The 20,935-nt window shown below is 53.2% G+C and carries 20 protein-coding genes; 15 read left to right on the top strand and 5 right to left on the bottom strand.

The annotated features are described in order from the left end of the window. Positions 1 to 42 precede the first annotated feature (42 nt). Positions 43 to 507: a hypothetical protein gene (locus PY990_RS00895; protein ID WP_275270000.1), complete on the bottom strand. Its 465-nt coding sequence runs from the start codon at positions 505 to 507 to the stop codon at positions 43 to 45. 227 nt (positions 508 to 734) lie between these two features. On the opposite strand from PY990_RS00895, the gene PY990_RS00890 reads away from it, so the two are divergent. The 4 genes from PY990_RS00890 (at position 735) to PY990_RS00875 (ending at position 4,755) form a co-directional block, all read left to right on the top strand. Next, positions 735 to 1,484: an electron transfer flavoprotein subunit beta/FixA family protein gene (locus PY990_RS00890; RefSeq protein ID WP_275269999.1), complete on the top strand. Its 750-nt coding sequence runs from the start codon at positions 735 to 737 to the stop codon at positions 1,482 to 1,484. A 25-nt stretch (positions 1,485 to 1,509) separates the two neighbouring features. Beyond that, complete coding sequence (locus tag PY990_RS00885; RefSeq protein WP_275269998.1) at positions 1,510 to 2,439, top strand: electron transfer flavoprotein subunit alpha/FixB family protein; 930 nt, start codon at positions 1,510 to 1,512, stop codon at positions 2,437 to 2,439. 50 nt (positions 2,440 to 2,489) lie between these two features. Further along, positions 2,490 to 4,295 carry an acyl-CoA dehydrogenase gene (locus PY990_RS00880; protein WP_275269997.1) on the top strand — a complete coding sequence of 602 codons (1,806 nt, stop codon included), beginning with the start codon at positions 2,490 to 2,492 and terminating at the stop codon, positions 4,293 to 4,295. 67 nt (positions 4,296 to 4,362) lie between these two features. Next, positions 4,363 to 4,755 carry a DUF2784 domain-containing protein gene (locus tag PY990_RS00875; RefSeq protein WP_275269996.1) on the top strand — a complete coding sequence of 131 codons (393 nt, stop codon included), beginning with the start codon at positions 4,363 to 4,365 and terminating at the stop codon, positions 4,753 to 4,755. Here PY990_RS00875 and PY990_RS00870 read toward each other — a convergent pair. Continuing rightward, the gene (locus PY990_RS00870; RefSeq protein WP_105028376.1) at positions 4,752 to 4,961 is read right to left on the bottom strand and encodes a hypothetical protein; all 210 of its coding nucleotides are present in this window, start codon (positions 4,959 to 4,961) and stop codon (positions 4,752 to 4,754) included. The two genes, PY990_RS00875 and PY990_RS00870, sit on opposite strands and share 4 nt — an antisense overlap. A gap of 115 nt (positions 4,962 to 5,076) precedes the next feature. Beyond that, a complete protein-coding gene (locus tag PY990_RS00865; RefSeq protein ID WP_105028377.1) occupies positions 5,077 to 5,325 on the bottom strand; it encodes a hypothetical protein in 249 nt (82 codons plus the stop codon). A 90-nt stretch (positions 5,326 to 5,415) separates the two neighbouring features. Between PY990_RS00865 and PY990_RS00860 the strand changes: the two genes are divergently transcribed. From PY990_RS00860 to PY990_RS00835, 6 genes are all read left to right on the top strand, one after another. Continuing rightward, on the top strand, positions 5,416 to 6,363 hold the full coding sequence (locus PY990_RS00860) for a LysR family transcriptional regulator (protein WP_275269995.1): 948 nt from the start codon (positions 5,416 to 5,418) through the stop codon (positions 6,361 to 6,363). A gap of 77 nt (positions 6,364 to 6,440) precedes the next feature. Further along, the gene (locus PY990_RS00855; RefSeq protein WP_275269994.1) at positions 6,441 to 7,310 is read left to right on the top strand and encodes a bile acid:sodium symporter family protein; all 870 of its coding nucleotides are present in this window, start codon (positions 6,441 to 6,443) and stop codon (positions 7,308 to 7,310) included. A gap of 162 nt (positions 7,311 to 7,472) precedes the next feature. Then, positions 7,473 to 8,648 (top strand): glutamine-hydrolyzing carbamoyl-phosphate synthase small subunit, encoded by a 1,176-nt coding sequence (gene carA / locus PY990_RS00850; protein WP_275269993.1) that lies wholly within the window; start codon positions 7,473 to 7,475, stop codon positions 8,646 to 8,648. 59 nt (positions 8,649 to 8,707) lie between these two features. After that, positions 8,708 to 11,938, top strand: coding sequence for a carbamoyl-phosphate synthase large subunit (gene carB, locus PY990_RS00845; protein ID WP_275269992.1), 3,231 nt, complete (start codon positions 8,708 to 8,710; stop codon positions 11,936 to 11,938). An 81-nt stretch (positions 11,939 to 12,019) separates the two neighbouring features. After that, positions 12,020 to 12,496: a transcription elongation factor GreA gene (gene greA / locus PY990_RS00840; protein ID WP_008250341.1), complete on the top strand. Its 477-nt coding sequence runs from the start codon at positions 12,020 to 12,022 to the stop codon at positions 12,494 to 12,496. Positions 12,497 to 12,524: 28 nt separating this feature from the next. Continuing rightward, positions 12,525 to 13,016 carry a DUF4149 domain-containing protein gene (locus tag PY990_RS00835; RefSeq protein WP_275269991.1) on the top strand — a complete coding sequence of 164 codons (492 nt, stop codon included), beginning with the start codon at positions 12,525 to 12,527 and terminating at the stop codon, positions 13,014 to 13,016. 1 nt (position 13,017) lies between these two features. On the opposite strand, the gene yhbY is transcribed toward PY990_RS00835, so the two are convergent. Further along, the gene (gene yhbY / locus PY990_RS00830; RefSeq protein ID WP_413789473.1) at positions 13,018 to 13,389 is read right to left on the bottom strand and encodes a ribosome assembly RNA-binding protein YhbY; all 372 of its coding nucleotides are present in this window, start codon (positions 13,387 to 13,389) and stop codon (positions 13,018 to 13,020) included. A gap of 28 nt (positions 13,390 to 13,417) precedes the next feature. Between yhbY and PY990_RS00825 the strand changes: the two genes are divergently transcribed. From PY990_RS00825 to glmM, 5 genes are all read left to right on the top strand, one after another. Further along, the gene (locus PY990_RS00825; RefSeq protein ID WP_008250353.1) at positions 13,418 to 14,053 is read left to right on the top strand and encodes an RlmE family RNA methyltransferase; all 636 of its coding nucleotides are present in this window, start codon (positions 13,418 to 13,420) and stop codon (positions 14,051 to 14,053) included. A gap of 150 nt (positions 14,054 to 14,203) precedes the next feature. Then, a complete protein-coding gene (gene ftsH / locus PY990_RS00820) occupies positions 14,204 to 16,126 on the top strand; it encodes an ATP-dependent zinc metalloprotease FtsH (protein WP_275269990.1) in 1,923 nt (640 codons plus the stop codon). Positions 16,127 to 16,841: 715 nt separating this feature from the next. Then, positions 16,842 to 17,678: a dihydropteroate synthase gene (gene folP / locus PY990_RS00815; protein WP_275269989.1), complete on the top strand. Its 837-nt coding sequence runs from the start codon at positions 16,842 to 16,844 to the stop codon at positions 17,676 to 17,678. A gap of 14 nt (positions 17,679 to 17,692) precedes the next feature. Then, a complete protein-coding gene (locus PY990_RS00810; RefSeq protein ID WP_275269988.1) occupies positions 17,693 to 18,667 on the top strand; it encodes a GlcNAc-transferase family protein in 975 nt (324 codons plus the stop codon). Between the two features lie 27 nt (positions 18,668 to 18,694). Next, positions 18,695 to 20,038 carry a phosphoglucosamine mutase gene (glmM, locus tag PY990_RS00805; protein ID WP_275269987.1) on the top strand — a complete coding sequence of 448 codons (1,344 nt, stop codon included), beginning with the start codon at positions 18,695 to 18,697 and terminating at the stop codon, positions 20,036 to 20,038. A gap of 9 nt (positions 20,039 to 20,047) precedes the next feature. Here the strand turns inward: glmM and PY990_RS00800 are convergent, their stop codons facing one another. Then, on the bottom strand, positions 20,048 to 20,920 hold the full coding sequence (locus PY990_RS00800) for an FkbM family methyltransferase (RefSeq protein ID WP_275269986.1): 873 nt from the start codon (positions 20,918 to 20,920) through the stop codon (positions 20,048 to 20,050). Between the last annotated feature and the right edge of the window lie 15 nt (positions 20,921 to 20,935).

Genomic DNA, 20,935 nt, shown 5'->3' with positions numbered 1-20,935 from the left:
ACAAAAGAAGGAGCAAATTAACCGCAGAGATTAAAACCAGTCTCATTTTAAGGCGCATTCCAGAGTAGCCGCCCCGTTGTGATGCACGAGTTTTCCTCGTACCTTGACGTCTGAAAGTTGAAGGCCTTTCGATTGCACATCAAAACGCGTTAAAAGTGTTTCTGCTTTTCCGCTTGCATCGAGAAGACTTATCCTAATGTCGGCCTTGCCAGCACCGAACATGGCACCGATGACCTCGATTTCTATTGTTTTTCCAAGCATTCGTTCAGCACCACATATCCACGGGTGCTGTTTGGCATCAACAAAGGTCCATTCCGTAGACATCATCGCAAAAATTGCACTGGCAGAGCTGCTCTTCAAATTCATGGTGTCTTGGATTTTAAAAATTTGGGTTGGACCGTTATCACCCGGTCGAATTGATATGAATCCAATTGTTGCCAAATTGAGGCCCGTGCCGAAGAGAGGCACCGAGAGTCCAACGGAGTTTCCCTTAATTTTAATGAACATGTTGGTTAAAGTAATGGGGGAAACCGATTGTCAGGTTCAAGTGGAACGGTGTCAAAAGTGATCACTCGAAGTAGGTATTTGCTGCTGTTATAGTTTTTTTGATCACTCGACAGAAGGCAGCCTAGAGTGTAGACTCTATGAAAAATCGAACGATCGTGCGTTTTTTCTGAAAACGCTTCGTATAATCCAAATTACATATTCTCCAATTTCAAAAAGGGATGGCTTGCATGAAGATCCTGGTACCCGTTAAACGTGTGGTCGATTACAACGTAAAAGTGCGCTGCAAAAGCGACGGCTCTGGCGTAGATATTGCCAACGTGAAGATGTCGATGAATCCCTTCGACGAAATCGCTGTTGAAGAAGCCACCCGCCTGAAAGAAGCTGGCGTGGCCACTGAAGTGATTGCTGTCAGCTGTGGCGTTGCCCAATGTGTTGAAACCCTGCGTACAGCCGCCGCCATTGGTGCTGATCGCGGTATTTTGGTTGAAACCGATGTTGAGCTGCAACCCTTGGCTGTCGCCAAAATCCTGAAAGCAATTGTTGAGAAAGAAGGCATTGACCTGGTCATTATGGGCAAGCAGGCCATTGACGACGATTGCAACCAGACTGGTCAGATGTTGGCTGCTTTGGGCGATATGCCACAGGGCACATTCGCTTCCAAGGTCGTTGTTGAAGGTGGCAAGGTCAATGTGACCCGTGAGGTTGATGGTGGTCTGGAAACAGTCAGCCTGAGTCTGCCCGCTGTGGTGACCACAGACCTGCGCCTGAATGAGCCACGTTATGTGACTTTGCCCAACATCATGAAGGCCAAGAAAAAACAGATCGACACCATCAAGCCCGCTGACCTGGGCGTGAATGTTGATCCACGCATCAAAACCCTGAAAGTGAGTGATCCACCCGTGCGTTCGGCCGGTATCACCGTGCCCGATGTGGCGACGTTGATCGACAAGTTGAAGAACGAAGCCAAAGTGATCTAAATCAGGGACAAAAGGAGCACAAATCATGTCAGTACTCGTCATTGCAGAACACGACAATCAAAGTATCAAGCCCGCCACATTGAACACCATTGCTGCGGCCCAGAAAATTGGTGGCGACATCCATGTGCTGGTTTCCGGCAAGGGTTGTGGCGCTGCCGCTGAGCAGGCTGCCAAGGCTGCCGGTGTGGCCAAGGTATTGCTTGCAGATTCTGATTCACTGGGTGACCAGTTGGCAGAGAACTTGGCCGCGCAAATTCTGGCCGTGGCTGGTAACTATGGTCACATCTTGGCACCTTCAACCAGCGTGGGTAAAAACGTGTTACCGCGCGTTGCTGCCAAGCTGGATGTTGCACAAATTTCCGACATCATCAGCGTTGAAAGTGCAGACACTTTCACGCGTCCAATTTACGCAGGCAACGTGATCGCCACGGTACAGTCTTCCGACTCCACCAAGGTAATCACTGTGCGCACCACCGCATTCGACCCGGTTGCAGCAGAAGGTGGCTCCGCCGCTATTGAAAACCTCAGCGCTGCTGCCGATTCTGGCAAGTCCACCTTCGTAAGCCGCGAAGTGGCCAAGAGCGACCGTCCTGAGTTGACCGCCGCCAGCACCATTATTTCCGGTGGTCGTGGCATGGGTTCGGCTGAAAATTTCAGCGTGCTGAATCCCTTGGCAGACAAACTGAATGCTGCAATTGGCGCTTCACGCGCAGCGGTGGATGCAGGTTATGCACCCAACGACTGGCAGGTTGGCCAAACCGGCAAAATCGTGGCGCCCCAGTTGTATATGGCTTTTGGTATTTCTGGTGCCATTCAGCACTTGGCTGGCATGAAAGACAGCAAGGTGATCGTGGCCGTGAACAAAGATCCCGAAGCACCAATTTTCGGCGTGGCCGATTATGGTTTGGTGGGCGATTTGTTCGACGTGGTGCCTCAACTGACCGAGAAGTTGTAATCAAGAAACTGTAAACAACACAAAACGCAAAGCTGTATCAGGAGACGACAATGAGTTACAACGCCCCAGTCAAAGACATGATGTTTGTCTTGAAAGAATTGGCCGGCTTGGATCAAGTATCCCAGTTGCCCGGTTGTGAAGATGCAACCGAGGAAACTGTAGATGCTGTTCTGAATGAGAATGCGAAGTTCACCAGCGAAGTGGTAGCCCCTCTGAATTGGTCGGGCGACGTGGAAGCCGCCAACTGGAAGGACGGCGTTGTAACCACAGCCAAAGGCTTCAAAGAAGCATTCAAAGCCTTTGGTGAGCAGGGCTGGCAAGGCCTTCAGCACCCCACCGAATTCGGCGGTCAAGGCTTGCCCAAGCTGGTGGCAACACCGTGCATGGAAATGGTCAACGGCTCCAACCTCAGCTTTGCGCTGTGCCCCTTGCTAACCGATGGCGCCATTGAAGCGCTGTTGGTGGCGGGTAGCCAGCAACTGAAAGAAACTTACATTCCCAAAATGATTTCCGGCGAATGGACCGGCACCATGAACCTGACCGAGCCACAAGCCGGTTCAGACCTGGCGCTGGTGCGTTCTAAGGCCGTGCCGCAAGGCGACGGCACTTACCGCATTTCTGGCCAGAAAATTTACATCACCTACGGTGAACATGACATGGCCAAGAACATCGTGCACCTGGTGCTGGCCCGCACCCCCGATGCGCCCGAAGGCGTGAAGGGCATCAGCCTGTTCGTAGTGCCCAAATTCATGGTCAATGATGATGGCTCCTTGGGCAAGCGCAACGATGTGTATTGCGCATCCATCGAACACAAGCTGGGCATCAAGGCTTCCCCAACTGCTGTGCTGCTGTATGGCGACAACAAGGGCGAAGTGGGTCAAGGTGCAATCGGCTATCTGGTCGGTGAAGAAAATAAGGGTTTGCAGTACATGTTTGTGATGATGAACGCCGCCCGTTTCCAGGTGGGTGTTCAGGGTATCGGTTTGGCCGAGCGTGCCTATCAAAAAGCCGTGCAGTACGCCAACGACCGTGTGCAATCCCGCCCTGTTGATGGTTCTTCAAACGAAGCGGTTGCCATTATTCACCACCCCGATGTGAAGCGCATGTTGATGAGTATGCGTAGTCAGGTTGAAGCTGCGCGCGCCATGGCTTGCGTGGCAGGTGCAGCTTACGACGCAGCGCACTACCACCCGGATGAAGCTGCACGCAAACAGAACATGGCTGTGTATGAATTCATGGTGCCGCTGGTGAAAGGCTGGTCTACTGAAATGAGCATCGATGTCACCTCCACGGGTGTACAGGTGCATGGCGGCATGGGCTTTATCGAAGAAACAGGCGCGGCGCAGTACTACCGCGATGCAAAAATCCTGACCATTTACGAAGGCACCACAGCCATTCAGGCCAACGACCTGGTGGGTCGCAAAACCTCACGCGATGGTGGTGCAATGGTTAAAACCTTGTGCGCCGAGATTGCACGTACTGTGGTTCAGCTCAATGAGTCAGGTTCTGCTCATGCCAAGGCAGTGGCAGCTCGCCTGGACGCAGCTCGCGCTTCGTTCCTGGATGCGGCACAGTTTGTAGTCGACAACATGAAGAGCAATCCAAACGCAGTGTTTGCAGGTTCCGTGCCTTACTTGAAATTGGCTGGCACCACTGTGGCTGGCTGGCAAATGGCGCGTGCGCTGTTGGCTGCAGAAGCGAAAATCAAGGCTGGTGAAACAGACAGTTTCTACAGCGACAAGATTTTGACTTCTCGTTTCTTCGCTGACCATGTATTGAACACAGTGCCCGGTTTGCGCGACAGCATTGTGAATGGTTACCAGGGTGTTACAGAAATGGCTGTTTCCAATTTCTGATTGACCCTGGTTGTTCTGTCATTGAGAAGCCCCTCACATCGAGGGGCTTTTTGTTTATGCTGAATGCATGAATTATTCTCACCTCGCTGACCTGGTGTTGCTGATCCACTTTGCCATCGTGCTGTTCGTGGTGGGTGGTTTGCTGCTGATCGTATTGGGCAATGTCTTGCGTTGGTCTTGGGTGAACCACTGGTGGTTCAGGGTCATGCACTTGCTGGCAATTTCAGTGGTTGTTCTTGAAAGCTGGCTGGGCATTGAATGCCCGCTCACCACGCTTGAAAACTGGTTGCGACTGCGGGCAGGGCAGGGTGTTTATCAGGGCAGCTTCATTCAACACTGGGTGCATAGCGTGATGTTCTACCAAGCCCCGGGCTGGGTGTTTGCCTTGGCCTACACCCTGTTTGCCCTCGCTGTCGTGGCGGCTTGGTGGCGCTGGCCGCCGCAGCGAATTTGCCGTTAATACTTTGTTTTTGGGTCATGCATTGCCTTGGCAATCGCTTGAATCACAACATCGTGGTGTGTGGTTTGTTGGGCAATTTCCGTTGTCTTGGCGGCCTTGGCTTTCTCGCATTCGGTCATCGATTGATTCGCCGGGCTGTTTGCCAAAGCAAGGGTGGATGCTGTGCTTAAGGCGATTGCAAAGCAAGTTTGTGCGAATGTTTTCATGGCGGTCTCCAGTGGTTGAAGATTCGGTACGACCTCGTACCGAATCCAGTTCCACTGTGCGACCTTTCGGATGACAAACTTCCCACTGCATGATTACAGTTGTGTCATTCTGGTCTTACCAACCCCCAATGCTGGCGCCGGCTGCATCAAATCCACCGATCGCGCCGTCGGAGAACCAACCTGAAAAGTCCAGTAAATCCGCAGTTTCAGTCACAAGTACTGTGGGTAGTTCAGTGGCTTGGGCCAGGCCAATGCCAGCCAAAACAAGCAGCAAAATTAATGTTGTCCTGAGTGCTTTGTTTGCGGTTTCAAACAGGTTCCAGTTCAGGTCCAGGCCAGTGAGGTTTTCGGGCCATTCGTTCATGATTCACACTCCTTTTGAGATGGTGTGAAGTCATGGTATTGATGTACATTATGCAAATAAACTACCGGTATCGAATTACACCATTGCGCCATGAGCAACAATTTCAATGAACTTCAAGCGGCTGAAACCTTCCTGATGGTGGTGAACACTGGCAGTTTTGCGGCTGCGGCCAAGCTGAAAGGCGAGAACCCGTCCAGTATCAGCCGGGCCATTGCGCAGCTCGAGGCCCATTTAAATATCCGTCTGTTGAACCGCACCACTCGGCAAGTCAAAATTACCGAGGCGGGCGAAATTTATAAACTGTATGCCCAGCGCATGCTGGAAAGTCAGCAAGAGGCGCGTGATGCGATTACACAACTGCAAAGCGGGCAGCCGCACGGCACAGTCCGCGTTAGCCTTCCGGTAATCGTGGGAGAAAAAATACTGGCACCCCGCTTGCCTGAATTTCATGCCAAATACCCCGATGTGCAATTGCAAGTGGATTTGTCCAATCGCAACGCCATGATTGTAGAGGAGGGGTTAGACATTGCATTGCGTGTGGGCATATTGCAGGACTCCACGCTACGAGCCCGAAAAATAGCCACCATCTGGCGAAAGTTGTACGCAGCGCCCTCCTATCTGGAAAAACATGGCATTCCTGAAAGTCCCGCGGATTTATTCCGTCATCAATGCATCGCTTTCTCTCAGCGAGGCGATCAAAAGGAATGGGAGTTTTGGCCTAAAAATGGCGCGCAGCCCAGCCAAAAACATCGGGTTGAATCCTGGTTAACCTGTTCCAGCCCCATGATGGTGGTGCGTGCCATTCAGGCTGGCTTGGGTTTGGGCCGCAGTGCCGATTGGATGTTGCAAGGTGCGCTGGCCCGTGGCGAATTGGTCGAGCTTTTGACGGACTGGTATTGCGACAATCCTGCAACAGGTGGCTTGCCCATGTATCTGGTTTTTCCGCCGGGGTTGAGCAGTCAGCTTTCCCTGAAAACACGGGTGGTTGCAGATTTTCTGGAAGAAATTGTGAAAAATGACATTAGAAAGCAGGGGTAAACGTCAGTTTGCTGACAGCGCAGTGATCAGCCTTCGGCTACAGTAGGCGAACAATAAAAAATATTCTTGGAGACACAATGTTAGGCAATACCTACATCACAATTGGCCTGCCCGTTTCGCTGTTCATCATCATGATCGGTATGGGGTTAAGCCTCACTGTGGAAGATTTTCGACGAATCAAAGAGCAACCCAAAGGGGTTGTCGTGGGTACGGTGCTGCAACTGGTTGGCGTGCCCCTGCTGGGTTTTGCAATCGGTGGCTTGTATGGCGGCGGTGTCATGGCGGCGGGCCTCGTGCTATCGGCCGTCATGCCAGGCGGTACAACATCCAACGTCTTGACTTACATGGCCAAAGCCAATTTGGCGTTGTCAATTACGCTAACTGTGCTGGCCAGCCTGCTGACTGTACTCACCATTCCTTTTTACATGTCGTACGCCCTTCCCATGTTCATCGGGGCAAACACTGAGCTGCAACTTCCGTTTTTGCAAACTCTCATCACCATGATGGTGATTGTGATTATCCCTGTTTGTATCGGCATGTTCATACGGGCCAAGAAGCCCGAGTTGTCCAAGAAATTTGAGCCAGCGATCAACAAGTTCGCGGTGTTTGTGCTGGTCGCCATCATTGTATTGATCGGGGTGAGTGAGTCCGACAACATGCCCACTTGGTTTGCCCAGGCCTGGATGCCAGTGGTTACCTTGAACCTGGCGGCAATTGCCTTGGGTTTGTTGGGTGGCAAACTCAGCGGTTTGAATGCGCAAGACAGCCTCACTGTCTCGATAGAAATGTGTGTCAAGAACTCGACGCTGGGCTTAACAATTGCCCTGTCTTTGTTGGGCAACGCCGAAATAGCTGTTCCAGTCGTGGTTTATGGTTTGTTGATGTATGTCACCGTCGCTTTGCTTTGCTGGTATGGCCGACGAATCGCAGGCAGATCAAACGTCTAAAATCCTTAAAGTGCTTCAAAGTTCGCCCAAGGCCACACTTCGGTGTGGCCGAACCCGGCTGTTCCGGGTATAATTCTCGGCTAGCTGAATGATTCTTAGGCAAAAAGCCTGCGCGGGTGTTATTTGTCCCCGGGTGTTTTGTCGCATCTATTGGAGTTTCCCTTGTCGAAATTAGTCGCAAGCGCCCACCCGCGCGCCTTGCTCGCGCTCGCAGACGGCACAGTATTCGAGGGCATTTCTTTTGGCGCCCCCACCACGCAAGTGGGTGAAGTGGTGTTCAATACATCGCTCACGGGTTATCAAGAAATCGCCACCGACCCATCCTACTGCCGCCAAATTGTCACCCTCACTTACCCTCACATCGGCAACGTTGGCACCAACCCTCAGGACGAAGAATCCGCCGGGTTGCATTTGTCCGGCCTAGTCATCAAAGATCTGCCTGAACTGGTGTCCAACTTCCGTTCAACAATGCCTTTGGCCGATTACCTGAAAAAGCATGGTGTTCCAGGCATTGCAGGCATAGATACCCGCAAACTGACTCGAATTCTTCGTGAAAAGGGTGCCCAGAATGGCTGCCTTCTGACCGAAGGCAGTGGCGAAACCTTTAGCTCTGAGCGCGCCATTGAACTGGCCAAAGGTTTCCCCGGTTTGGCAGGCATGGACCTGGCCAAGGTGGTTTCCTGCACCGAAGCCCATGAATGGGTTGAAGGCGAATGGGCCTTGGGTGTAGCCGCTGAAGAGCCCCATTTTCAAACAGGTGAGCGCCCACATCATGTGGTGGCATTCGACTATGGTGCCAAGCGCAATATTTTGCGCATGCTGGCCCAGCGCGGCTGCCGCGTAACTGTGGTTCCCGCGCAAACCCCCGTTGAAAAAGTACTGGCCATGAACCCCGATGGCGTGTTCTTGAGCAATGGCCCAGGCGACCCCGAGCCCTGCGACTACGCAATTTCTGCCATCAAGCATATTCTGGACAACACCAAACTGCCCGTGTTTGGCATTTGTTTGGGCCACCAGCTTATGGCTTTGGCCAGCGGTGCCAAAACCATGAAAATGAAGTTTGGCCACCATGGGGCAAACCACCCGGTACAAGACCTGAAAACCAAGCGTGTGGCCATTACCAGCCAAAACCATGGTTTTGCGGTGGATGCCGATTCATTGCCAGGCAATCTGCGTGTTACGCATGTGTCCTTGTTCGATGGGTCCATTCAGGGTCTAGAGCGCACTGACCGTGCAGCCTTCTGCTTCCAGGGCCACCCGGAAGCCAGTCCAGGTCCGCACGATTTGGCAGAACTGTTCGACCGTTTTATTTCAGACATCAAGGCAGCCAAGGCGTAATACGCCCATGTGCAAACCTGTTTGAACCGTATTGAAATTTTTAAAATTAAAGGGAAGTTATGCCAAAGCGTAACGATCTAAAAACAATCCTGATCATCGGCGCCGGCCCCATTGTGATTGGTCAGGCCTGCGAATTCGACTACTCAGGTGCTCAAGCCTGTAAAGCGCTTCGCGAAGAAGGCTATAAAGTAGTGCTGGTCAACAGCAACCCAGCCACTATCATGACCGACCCTGAAATGGCCGATGTTACTTACATCGAACCCATCACCTGGCAGGTTGTTGAACGAATCATCGAGAAAGAACGCCCTGATGCCGTGTTGCCCACCATGGGTGGTCAAACTGCGCTGAACTGCGCGCTTGATTTGGCCAAGCATGGCGTGCTGGCCAAGTACAACGTGGAATTGATTGGCGCGAAAGAAGAAGCGATTGAGAAAGCTGAAGACCGCTTGAAGTTCAAGAACGCCATGACCAGTATCGGGTTGGATTCTGCAAAGAGCGGTGTAGCGCACTCCATGGAAGAAGCGCTTGAGGTGCAAGCCAGCATCGCCAAGCAAGTTGGCAGCAACGGCTTCCCGGTGATCATTCGCCCCAGCTTCACCTTGGGTGGCACGGGTGGTGGCATCGCCTACAACGCTGAAGAATTTGAAACCATTTGCCGCCGTGGTCTGGAAGCATCGCCCACGAACGAACTGCTGATCGAAGAAAGCCTGATTGGCTGGAAAGAATACGAGATGGAAGTGGTGCGCGACAGCGCGGACAACTGCATTATCGTGTGTTCCATCGAAAACCTGGACCCTATGGGCGTGCACACCGGCGACAGCATTACCGTGGCGCCTGCACAAACCCTGACCGACCGCGAATACCAGTTGATGCGCAATGCTTCCATTGCCATTCTGCGTGAAATTGGCGTGGATACCGGTGGTTCTAATGTTCAGTTCTCGATCAACCCGGCCAATGGCCGCATGATCGTGATCGAAATGAACCCGCGTGTATCGCGTTCATCGGCTTTGGCATCCAAAGCCACTGGCTTCCCGATTGCCAAAGTGGCAGCCAAGCTGTCTGTGGGTTACACCCTTGATGAATTGAAAAACGACATCACTGGTGGCTTGACCCCCGCGTCGTTCGAACCCTCGATCGACTACGTGGTCACCAAGATTCCACGTTTTGCATTCGAAAAATTCCCCACGGCTGATGACCGCCTGACCACCCAGATGAAATCAGTGGGTGAAGTGATGGCCATGGGCCGCACCTTCCAGGAAAGTTTCCAGAAAGCTTTGCGTGGTCTGGAAGTGGGTGTAGATGGTTTGAACCAGAAAACAACCGATCGCGAAGTGATCGAACGTGAATTGGGTGAACCCGGCCCAGAGCGTATTTTTTACGTGGGCGACGCTTTTGCCCAAGGCTTCAGCCTGGAAGAAGTGCACCAACTGACCAAGATTGACCGTTGGTTCCTCATTCAGATTCAAGACATCGTTGACACTGAACTGGAACTGGAAACAAAAACGCTGGCGGATCTTTCCGAGCCAGTTTTGCGCTTGCTCAAGCGCAAGGGTTTCTCTGATCGCCGCCTGGCTTACCTGCTGGATGTATCAGAAGCTGAAATTCGCAAGCTGCGCCACCAGCACAACGTGCGCCCCGTATACAAGCGTGTGGACACGTGCGCGGCCGAATTCAAAACCGGTACCGCTTACATGTATTCCACCTACGAAGAGGAATGCGAAGCGGCGCCCACCGACAAGAAAAAAATCATGGTGTTGGGTGGTGGTCCAAACCGCATCGGTCAGGGTATTGAGTTTGACTACTGCTGTGTGCATGCTGCCATGGCGCTGCGTGAAGATGGCTATGAAACCATCATGGTCAACTGCAACCCTGAAACAGTATCAACCGATTACGACACATCCGATCGTCTGTATTTCGAGCCGCTGACTCTGGAAGACGTGCTGGAAATTGTGGCCATTGAAAAACCGGTCGGCGTGATTGTTCAGTACGGTGGTCAAACCCCACTGAAACTGGCGAAATCCCTGGAAGCCAACGGTGTGCCCATTATTGGCACCAGCCCTGAAAGCATCGACATCGCTGAAGACCGCGAGCGTTTCCAGAAATTGCTCACCAAGCTGAACCTGCGCCAGCCGCCCAACCGCACTGCACGCACAGAAGGCGAAGCGATTGCCCACGCTCAGGAGATCGGCTATCCGCTGGTGGTTCGCCCAAGTTATGTACTGGGTGGCCGCGCCATGGAAATCGTGCACGAGCAAAAAGACCTCGAGCGCTACATGCGCGAGGCCGTAAAAGTGAGCAACGACAGCCCTGTGCTGCTCGACCGCTTCCTGAACGATGCGATTGAGGTGGACGTAGATGCCCTGTGTGATGGCCAAACCGTGATGATCGGCGGCGTGATGGAGCACATTGAGCAAGCGGGCGTGCACAGTGGCGACTCTGCTTGCTGCTTGCCCCCGTACAGCCTGTCGGCCGACATGGTCAATGAATTGAAGCGTCAATCCGAACTCATGGCCAAGGCCCTGAACGTAATTGGCTTGATGAACGTGCAGTTCGCGATTCAAAACGACACCGTGTACGTACTGGAAGTGAACCCACGTGCCTCACGCACGGTGCCGTATGTATCCAAGGCAACAGGCAAGCAGTTGGCCAAGATTGCCGCACGATGCATGGCCGGCCAAACCTTCGCAGCCCAGGGCGTGACTGAAATCCCTGTGCCGAAATACTTCTCGGTGAAAGAAGCTGTGTTCCCGTTCGTGAAGTTCCCGGGCGTTGACACCATTCTTGGCCCTGAAATGAAGTCAACGGGTGAAGTCATGGGCGTTGGCCGCACTTTCGGCGAGGCGTTTGTGAAGTCGCAGCTGGCTGCTTCGGTCAAGTTGCCTGAAGGTGGCACCGCTTTCATCAGCGTGAAAACCGAAGACAAGAAGCACACTGTGAAACTGGCCAAGGGCCTGGTTGATCTGGGCTTCAAGATTATTGCAACGCGAGGCACGGCAGCGGCCATTGCTGAAGGTGGCATTGAATGTACCGTGGTGAACAAGGTGCTTGAAGGCCGCCCGAACATTGTCGACATGCTGAAAAACGGAGAAGTGCAGCTGGTGGTGAACACGGTTGAAGAGCGCCGAAGCGCGATTAACGACAGCCGTTACATTAGAACCACTTCACTGAGTTCTCGTGTTACGATCTTTACAACCATGGCAGGTGCACTGGCTTCAGTCGAGGGCATGAAACACCTCGGCGCAATGGACGTTTACAGCGTTCAAAGCCTGCATGCGGAACTCTCCGCTTAATCTGCCTGTCTGAACCTTTAAGCCGTCTCATAGCAATGTTTGCTATCAGGCGGCTTTCCATTTGCAGGAACAACTGAATTTATGGCCACTATCCCATTGACCGTCAAGGGTGCTGAAAAGCTGAAACAAGAATTGCATCGCCTGAAAACCATTGATCGCCCAGCGGTGATCAATGCCATTTCCGAGGCGCGCGCGCAGGGCGATTTGTCGGAGAATGCCGAATACGATGCAGCCAAGGAAAAGCAGGGTTTTATCGAAGGGCGTATTAAGGAAATTGAAGGCAAGATGAGCAATGCTCAGATCATCGACCCCACGAACGTAGATGCGGAAGGCCGCGTGGTGTTTGGCGCGACTGTGAAGCTGGAGGACATTGAAGCCGGCGCCACAGTTGAATACCAAATTGTGGGCGACGATGAGGCCGACATCAAAGCTGGCCTGATTTCCATTTCCAGCCCGATTGCCCGTGCCTTGATTGGCAAGTACGAAGGTGATGTGGCCCATGTTCAGGCACCAGGCGGTTTGCGCGAATATGAAGTGCTGGAAGTAAAATACATTTGATGGTTTTTGTTAAAGGGGTGCAATAACAATGACTTGGCGCGGTTTTCGGGGTGCGGAACTGGCGTTCTGGGCAATTTGGCTCGGAGCTTTGTGGTTCATGGCCATTCTGGTTGCGCCGGGCTTGTTCAAATGGTTGCCACGCCCTGAAGCGGGTTTGGTGGCAGGCCGATTGTTTTACATGTTGGCTTTGTATTCCCTGGTGAGCAGCGCTGTGTTGTTGACCTTGTCAAATTTTGCTGGCGAATTGCGCGCAAGTTTGCGACTCAACGGTTTGATGGCCGTTGTTTTGGGGGTCAGCGTGGTTGAGCTTGCCTGGCTTCAGCCCCATATGAATACCTTGCGTGAAGCCATGGCGGGATTGCAAGGAGACGAGCTTGCCGCCATGCGTAGCCAGTTCGGCAATATGCACGCCATTTCAAGCGTGCTGTATTCCGTCAAGATGATTGGTGCGCTGGTGTGGGGCTTGAACCGGTTTGGTGTCACAAAAGACAATAAGCCGGCCTTGATTCCAAAGGTTTAAGTTAGTCTTTGGAAACAAACTGACGCTTGGTTTGGCGTGGACCTTTGGGTTTTGGGCGGCTTTTTGCTTTGGCTTTTTCGGAGTCTTCTGCTTTGGGGCGGAACAACACCAGCAACTTGCCAATGTGTTGAACCAAGGCGGCGCCAGTTTCATCGCAAATGGCTTGCGCATATTTAAGGCGGGCTTCCCGGTCGTCGCCAGCCACGCGTACCTTGATCAGACCATGTGCATTCAGGTTCATGTCGATTTCTTTGACCACATTGGGTGTTAAGCCCTTGTCGCCAATCAAAACTACCGGATCCAATGCATGGGCCTGGGCTTTAAGCGCCTTTTTCTCGGCGGGTGTCAGGGTTACAGCTGCGGTGTCCGTCATATTAATTTTTCACTCGGTTGGGTAATCGGTGGCTAAAAAGAAGAAACTCAATAAAAACTGGTTGCATGACCACATCAACGACCCTTACGTGAAAATGGCCACGAATGCGGGTTATCGCGCCCGTGCCGCCTTCAAACTGAAGGAAATCGCCGAGCCGGAAGGGTTGTTGAAGCCAGGCATCAAGGTGGTCGACCTGGGCAGCGCGCCGGGAAGTTGGTCGCAGGTGCTTCGGGAAGCCTTGGTTGGGCCCGGGGGTGTCATCAATGGCCGTATTATCGCACTGGATCTGCTTCCAATGGAACCAATTGCGGGTGTTGAGTTCATTCAAGGGGATTTTCGCGACGAAGCCGTGCTTGAAGACCTGAACCAGCGCTTGGGTGGCGAAAAGCTGGATCTGGTGGTTTCCGACATGGCGCCTAATCTTTCTGGTGTTGCTGCTGCCGATTCAGCCCGAATTGAGCATGTGTGCGAGCTGGCCATTGATTTTGCATTGAATCACCTAAAGCCCAATGGGGCGCTGATCGTGAAGATTTTTCATGGGTCTTCTTACAGCAACATTGTGCACCAGATGAAGCAGGTGTTTAAAAGCGTGTCGCCGCGCAAACCCAAGGCCTCACGAGACCGTTCTCGTGAAACCTTTTTGCTTTGCAAGGGTCTTAAATAGGTATTTTGCAGCATCATGATCCAGGCGATTGCGATTGTTAATGCACACCATGAAATAGTGTGATGGCGTATTTCATTCGCTTGGGTTTAAAATGGACAACCTGCCCCCATTTCCCTAGGGTGGTGGCAGAGTCCTCGAGGAGAAGTGGCATTGAATAATTCGTTTTCCAAAGCAGCAGTCTGGTTGGTTGTAGCGCTGGTGCTCTTTACTGTGTTCAAACAGTTTGAAGGGCAACAAACACGCTCCAACGAAATGACCTATTCCGAGTTCATGCAGGATGCGCAAAATGGACGCATCAAGAGCGTGATCGTTGAAGGGCGTGTGGTTCGCGCCCTGACTACCGATGACCGTGAGCGAGTGGTTTATTCGCCTGGCGACATCTGGATGGTCGGTGACCTGCTGAAGTACGGTGTGCAGGTGCGCGCCAAGCCCGAAGAAGAGCCATCGCTGTTGATGAGCCTGTTCGTGAGCTGGTTCCCCATGTTGCTGCTGATTGGTGTGTGGATCTTCTTCATGCGTCAAATGCAGGGCGGTGGCAAGGGTGGTGCATTCAGCTTTGGTAAAAGCCGCGCCAAATTGCTCGATGAGAACACAAACCCTGTTACCTTTGCGGACGTTGCAGGTTGCGATGAAGCCAAAGAAGACGTCCATGAGCTGGTTGAATTTCTGAAAGACCCCACCAAGTTCCAGAAGCTGGGTGGCCGAATTCCCCGTGGCGTGTTGATGGTGGGTTCACCAGGTACTGGTAAAACCTTGTTGGCCAAAGCCATTGCAGGTGAAGCCAAGGTGCCTTTCTTTGCAATTTCTGGTTCCGATTTCGTTGAAATGTTCGTGGGTGTGGGCGCGGCTCGTGTTCGCGACATGTTCGAACAAGCCAAAAAGCAAGCCCCCTGCATTATTTTCATTGACGAAATTGATGCAGTGGGTCGTCAGCGTGGTGCAGGTTTGGGTGGCGGTAACGACGAACGCGAACAAACCCTGAACCAGATGCTGGTTGAAATGGACGGTTTTGACACCAATCAGGGCATCATCGTGATTGCTGCGACCAACCGCCCCGATGTACTCGACCCAGCCTTGCTGCGTCCAGGCCGTTTTGACCGCCAAGTGGTTGTCAGCCTGCCCGATATCCGTGGCCGTGAACAAATTCTGAAAGTGCACATGCGCAAAATTCCAATGTCGCCCGACGTGGATGCATCTGTACTGGCCCGTGGTTGCCCCGGTTTCTCGGGCGCTGATTTGGCCAACCTGGTGAACGAAGCTGCTTTGTTTGCCGCACGCCGAAATGGCCGTGTGGTTGAAATGAACGACTTTGAAAAAGCCAAAGACAAGATCATCATGGGTGCCGAGCGCCGCAGCATGGTGATGCCCGAAGAGGAGCGCCGCAACACGGCCTACCACGAGTCGGGCCATGCTGTGGTTGCCAAATTGATGACAAAAACCGACCCAGTGCACAAGGTGACGATCATTCCGCGTGGCCGTGCCTTGGGTGTGACCATGCAGTTGCCGGAAGGCGACCGTTACAGCATGGACAAGGAACGCATGCTGTGTACCATCGCCGTGTTGTTTGGTGGTCGTATTGCTGAAGAAATTTTCATGAACCAGATGACGACTGGTGCATCGAATGACTTTGAGCGCGCAACAGCAATTGCCCGTGACATGGTGACCCGTTACGGCATGACCGAGGCTCTTGGCCCCATGGTGTATGCCGAGAACGAAGGTGAAGTGTTCCTGGGCCGTTCAGTGACCAAGACCACGCACATGAGCGAGCAGACCATGCAAATGGTGGATGCTGAAATTCGCAAGATCATTGATTCCCAGTACAAAGTGGCTTGGGATATTCTGGATCAGAACCGTGACAAGGTTCACACCATGGCCAAGGCTTTGCTGGAGTGGGAAACCATTGATGCGGATCAGATCAATGACATCATGGACGGCAAGGACCCGCGCCCGCCTTCAACTGGTGGTAGCACACCTCCCACGGGTGGCAGCCCAAGCTCCAGTGGTGGCGGTGGCGAGAAGGTTACTCCTTCGCCTCAGCCTGCACCCGCTGCGATGAGTGTGAAAGCAGATTAAACCCTGCGGGGTTTGTTAAAACTTGAAAGCCGTTGGTTTCGCGACCAACGGCTTTTTTGTTGCTTGCTTCGGAGTTGGGTTATGGCGAGGCTTGGGTGCTACGTCACCAAGCCTTAAGCAAGTCTTTTGATTGTGGCGCGGCGTTGGTGTGGTCGAGACTTGGGTACTGTGCCACCTTGCCTAAGCAAGGCTTCTGATCCGGCTTGACGCTTCTTGCTTGGGGCATGCGAAACGCTTAAGCGTTTTCGCATCGGTTCCTAGCGGAACCGCCCCGCGCTACGAAGCCGCCGGGAAGCCTTGCAAAGCCGGCAAGGCGGCACAGCGCCCAAGCCTCGCCCGAACCAACGCCAGCAGCGCCAACGCCCGAGCTAGTAGGCCAGTAAGCCAGTACGCTAACTCCGTCGCCAGCGCGCTCAGGTGGCGATGCCCTCGCAACGCCGATCAAGAAAACCTGCCCTTGGTGTTGATTCACCGTCCGTTCGGCTAGGCCGAAAGCGCAGCCCGCCCGCTGTTTAGCGGGTGCGCTTAGGACGGCGAATCAATAACAAGGGGGTATTCAGGTTTTCCGGCGAGAGAGGGTATGCACCTGAGCAAGCTTGGGCAAACGGGTGCGCACCTGAGCGGGCCAGGCAAACGGATAAGCTGTGAGCGCAGCAGGCGAACTAACCTGCTGCTATGCCGTAAAATACCAGCACAGCAACTCGCAAGGCAGCACATGGTTCGCACTTGGAAAGCAGGTCGTTTCGAGCTTACCTACACGCACGGCAAGCCTTTGATTATGGGCATCGTGAATGTCACGCCTGACTCATTTTCGGACGGTGGCAAGCACCATAAAACCAGCCTGGCCATTGAGCATGCCCGCAAGCTGGTGGAGCAGGGTGCACAAATTCTGGACATTGGTGGCGAGTCCACCCGGCCGGGTGCTCTGGGTGTTGACGCAAACGAAGAATGGGCGCGCGTCGCAGACGTTCTGAAAGAGTTGATGAACTGGAATGTACCGTTGTCGATTGACACCATGAAAGCCGAGGTCATGTCGCATGCCGTACATTTGGGTGTGGACATTCTCAATGATGTAAATGGTTTTAGGGATGCGGGCGCGGAAGCTGTGCTTGCACAATCGAATGCAGGTGCGGTAGTGATGCACATGCAAGGTGAGCCGCGCACCATGCAGAATTCGCCCCAGTACAACCATGTGGTCAGCGAGGTTGAGGCATTTCTGAACCAACGCATGGTGGCGCTTGAGCAAAAGGGTGTGCAGGCAAACCGAATCCTGGTAGACCCTGGCTTTGGTTTTGGCAAAACACTGCAACACAACATTGATTTGCTGAGGGCAACGCCTTTGTTTTCTACTTTGGGGGCTGGGGTGTTGGTGGGTGTGTCGCGCAAGCGAATGATTGCCGAGCTTACAGGGCAAGCTGACCCTGCTTTGCGCACGGCCGGCTCGGTGGCAGCAGCCACCTACGCGGCGCAACACGGGGCGGCCGTGCTTCGAGTGCACGATGTGCGTGAAACTGTGGAGGCCTTGAAAGTGGCCTTCGCCTTGAATCAATGATGCAGGTGGCAAGCGTGCCCAGATTGCCCACGATTTTCGTGAGCATTGCGGCATACCGCGAGCCCCACCTTTATTTGACCATTCATCAACTGTTTGCCAAAGCCGCTCACCCACAGCGAATTCATGTCGGTTTGGTCGACCAATCCGAGCACTTAAACCCTGAGTGGTTGACGCAGTTTCCTGTGCGCAAAAATATCAATTATGTGGGCTTGTCGCCCGTGGATTCTCGCGGTGTTAGCTGGGCGCGGTCCATCGCTTTTTCGCTGTACAACGAACAGGATTATTTGCTGCAAATTGATTCTCACACTTTGTTCGATCAAGGCTGGGATGAGTTATTGATTCAACAACTGCTGCGGCTTCAAGCGATTCACCCCAAGCCGTTGATTAGCACCTACCCGCCAGGTTTCCGGTTTGATGGGCAGGGTAGGGCGGTGGCGGATGAACCTGCAAAATCTGACGAGATATTTTTCATCGAACGCGACCCTGGCAGTGTTTTGACTGCCGAGCGCGCTGTGTTGCAGTTCCGGGTGGTGCGAAAGCGGGCTGAGCAGCCTGACACGACCCACTTGCCGGGTTTTCATGTGGGGGCGTGTTTTTTGTTCACCACGGGCGATTTTACCCAGCAGGTGCCGTACGACCCCTATCTGTATTTTCGGGGAGAAGAACAAAGCCTTTCCTTGCGCGCGCATGCCAAGGGTTATCAGGTATTTCACCCTCGGCACAATCTGATTCCGCTGTATCACTTGTACAAAGAGGTGGGCAAAGTGGTTGAGGGGCAGCATTGGCACCCCGACATGGAGGCCAAGCGCCACACAGCGTTTGGTTGGTTGCAACAACGGTCCAACGAGCGTACCCATGCCTTGTTCACGCCAGGCGCTGATTTGGGGGTGTATGGGATAGACAACCCGGCGCACCTTGAAAGCTTTTGTAAATTAAGCGGGATTGATTACCTTGGGCGCACTGCAGTTCCCGTAAAATCAGATCAATAAACACCATTCACCTATTGCAGACATTCCATGAGCAGACAATATTTCGGTACCGATGGCATTCGCGGCACAGTGGGGCAAAGCCCCATGGTTCCCGACTTTGTGTTGCGTTTGGGGCAAGCCGCTGGCACGGTGCTGGCCAAGCATGAAGGTGATGGAAGGCGCCCACGGGTACTGATTGGCAAAGACACTCGCGTGAGTGGCTATTTGCTGGAAAGCTGCCTTGAAGCGGGCTTCACTTCGGTGGGCGTTGATGTGGTAATGGTGGGCCCCATGCCTACTGCAGGTGTGGCTTACCTGGCACGCGCCTTGAACATGTCGGCAGGTGTGGTGATTAGTGCCTCCCACAACCCTTACCAAGACAATGGCATCAAGTTTTTCTCGGGAGAGGGCACCAAATTGCCCGATGCCTGGGAGATGGAAATTGAAGCGCAACTGGCGTTGAATGCACCTTGTAAATCGTCTGAAGAATTGGGCAAGGCCAAGCGCTTGAACGATGCGGCGGGCCGTTACATTGAATTTTGTAAAGGTACATTTCCCCGCGACAAACACCTGCGCGGATTAAAAATTGTGGTGGATTGTGCCAACGGCGCTGCCTACCAAATTGCGCCAGCCGTGTTCCGTGAACTGGGTGCCGATGTGGTGGTGTTGGCTGATCAGCCCGATGGTTTGAACATTAACCGAGGTGTGGGCGCCACTTACCCCGACTTTGTAGCCAGGGCTGTGTTTGAACACAAGGCTGATTACGGCTTTGCACTGGACGGCGATGCAGACCGCTTGATTTGCGTGGACGGCAGCGGCCGAATTTACAACGGCGATGAGTTGTTGTTTGCTCTCGTGGCCGAGCGTTTGCACATGCAAGGCAAGGTGGACGGCGTGGTGGGTACCTTGATGAGTAACCTGGGGCTTGAGTTGGCCTTGAAGCAGCGCAATGTGGGCTTTGAGCGCGCCAAGGTGGGAGACCGCTACGTGTTTGAAAAACTCCAAGCCAACGGCTGGCAGTTGGGTGGCGAAAGTTCAGGCCACCTGCTGGTTCTTGATCGGCATTCTACGGGTGACGGCATTGTGAGTGCGCTGCAAGTACTGCGTGCAGTGCGCAACCTGGGCATGCCTTTGGCCGATATTTTGAAGCCAGTGGCCATGCTGCCACAGGTGCTTAAAAACGCTCGCTTGCCTGTGGGCTACGACTGGGCCAATGATGTGAAAGTGCAAGGCGTATGCGAGGCTGTGAAGGCTGAGCTGGGCAGCAATGGTCGTTTGTTGATTCGCCCTTCCGGCACCGAACCTGTGTTGCGCGTGATGGTGGAAACGGCAGACAAAGGGACTGCCAATCGTTTGGTCGACTCTATTCTTGCGGCTTTGCCCAAGGCTTGAGCGCCGTGCTTAAGGCTGCTTGTCGGGTAGACGAATCCAGCTTTGTACTTTCAGGTCTTTGACAGAGTGTTGCAAATAGCGACCTTGGCGAACTTCGTATCGACCATATTGAAAGGTAACGCCAGCGGCCTGCAATTGGTTGGCATACTCCAGCGCTGAATCCAGATTGTTCTCGTGCGGCAGGTTAAGCGGGGAGTAGTTTTTCGGGTAACCCTCCAGGTAGTATCCCTTCGCGGTTTGAATTGATACGCTCTCACCTTTTAGTCGGTTTAAGTTCAAGCGAAGGTGAGTGTCGCTGGCACCGCCGCCGGTTTCGCAAGCCACAATGTCGTAGCCCATCAAAATCAGCTTTGCGATCAGCCTGTGAATCGTCTCGCTGTCGGACAATTTATTCGATTCAAATATGATTTGATGCGGCCATTGTTCGGGTTTCGCGTCGCTGAAAAAGTCGTTCAGTATGACGGCATCATGGCCTTCGGTGTCCACCTTGAGCATGAACACCCCGTCAACTTCATACTGTTTAAAAACGGTTTGCAGGCGAAGGCACGGTACTGCCTGCGTCACCAAAACTTGTTCTTGGGCCAAGCCTGTTTTCTGGAGTTGTTTGGTCACTGTGGGGTGAGGTGCGCCGATTGAATTACAGCCGCGAAGCCAGTTGGGCAGTTTGTGTTTTGCGAGAGTTTGAGGTGGTATGAAATAGACATTCACCGAGCCTTCAATATTCGAGATAGCCGCGTTGATTTTTTTACAGCCCGGGCGATTCGGAAGCCGATCAAGGTAAAGTGAGATGGGATCAATCGACAGGCCGTGTGCAGCAGGGCCGGCAGCCTGAATCAGGGTGTTGAAGTCGGAGGTGCCAATTTCAATGAAGTCCAGGAACATAATGTTTTCAGTCAG

It is taken from the genome of Limnobacter olei, assembly GCF_029087225.1.
In the GTDB taxonomy this organism is placed as follows: domain Bacteria; phylum Pseudomonadota; class Gammaproteobacteria; order Burkholderiales; family Burkholderiaceae_B; genus Limnobacter; species Limnobacter olei.
The sequence above is the reverse complement of the archived record's forward strand: the minus strand, read 5'-3'. Positions and strand labels throughout refer to the sequence as shown.

Excerpts from the sequence above, each read along its gene's own strand:
- PY990_RS00895 (WP_275270000.1), bottom strand. The coding sequence starts at position 507 with ATGTTCATTAAAATTAAGGGAAACTCCGTTGGACTCTCGGTGCCTCTC.
- PY990_RS00890 (WP_275269999.1), top strand. The coding sequence starts at position 735 with ATGAAGATCCTGGTACCCGTTAAACGTGTGGTCGATTACAACGTAAAA.
- PY990_RS00885 (WP_275269998.1), top strand. The coding sequence starts at position 1,510 with ATGTCAGTACTCGTCATTGCAGAACACGACAATCAAAGTATCAAGCCC.
- PY990_RS00880 (WP_275269997.1), top strand. The coding sequence starts at position 2,490 with ATGAGTTACAACGCCCCAGTCAAAGACATGATGTTTGTCTTGAAAGAA.
- PY990_RS00875 (WP_275269996.1), top strand. The coding sequence starts at position 4,363 with ATGAATTATTCTCACCTCGCTGACCTGGTGTTGCTGATCCACTTTGCC.
- PY990_RS00870 (WP_105028376.1), bottom strand. The coding sequence starts at position 4,961 with ATGAAAACATTCGCACAAACTTGCTTTGCAATCGCCTTAAGCACAGCA.
- PY990_RS00865 (WP_105028377.1), bottom strand. The coding sequence starts at position 5,325 with ATGAACGAATGGCCCGAAAACCTCACTGGCCTGGACCTGAACTGGAAC.
- PY990_RS00860 (WP_275269995.1), top strand. The coding sequence starts at position 5,416 with ATGAGCAACAATTTCAATGAACTTCAAGCGGCTGAAACCTTCCTGATG.
- PY990_RS00855 (WP_275269994.1), top strand. The coding sequence starts at position 6,441 with ATGTTAGGCAATACCTACATCACAATTGGCCTGCCCGTTTCGCTGTTC.
- carB (WP_275269992.1), top strand. The coding sequence starts at position 8,708 with ATGCCAAAGCGTAACGATCTAAAAACAATCCTGATCATCGGCGCCGGC.
- greA (WP_008250341.1), top strand. The coding sequence starts at position 12,020 with ATGGCCACTATCCCATTGACCGTCAAGGGTGCTGAAAAGCTGAAACAA.
- PY990_RS00835 (WP_275269991.1), top strand. The coding sequence starts at position 12,525 with ATGACTTGGCGCGGTTTTCGGGGTGCGGAACTGGCGTTCTGGGCAATT.
- yhbY (WP_413789473.1), bottom strand. The coding sequence starts at position 13,389 with ATGACGGACACCGCAGCTGTAACCCTGACACCCGCCGAGAAAAAGGCG.
- folP (WP_275269989.1), top strand. The coding sequence starts at position 16,842 with ATGGTTCGCACTTGGAAAGCAGGTCGTTTCGAGCTTACCTACACGCAC.
- glmM (WP_275269987.1), top strand. The coding sequence starts at position 18,695 with ATGAGCAGACAATATTTCGGTACCGATGGCATTCGCGGCACAGTGGGG.
- PY990_RS00800 (WP_275269986.1), bottom strand. The coding sequence starts at position 20,920 with ATGTTCCTGGACTTCATTGAAATTGGCACCTCCGACTTCAACACCCTG.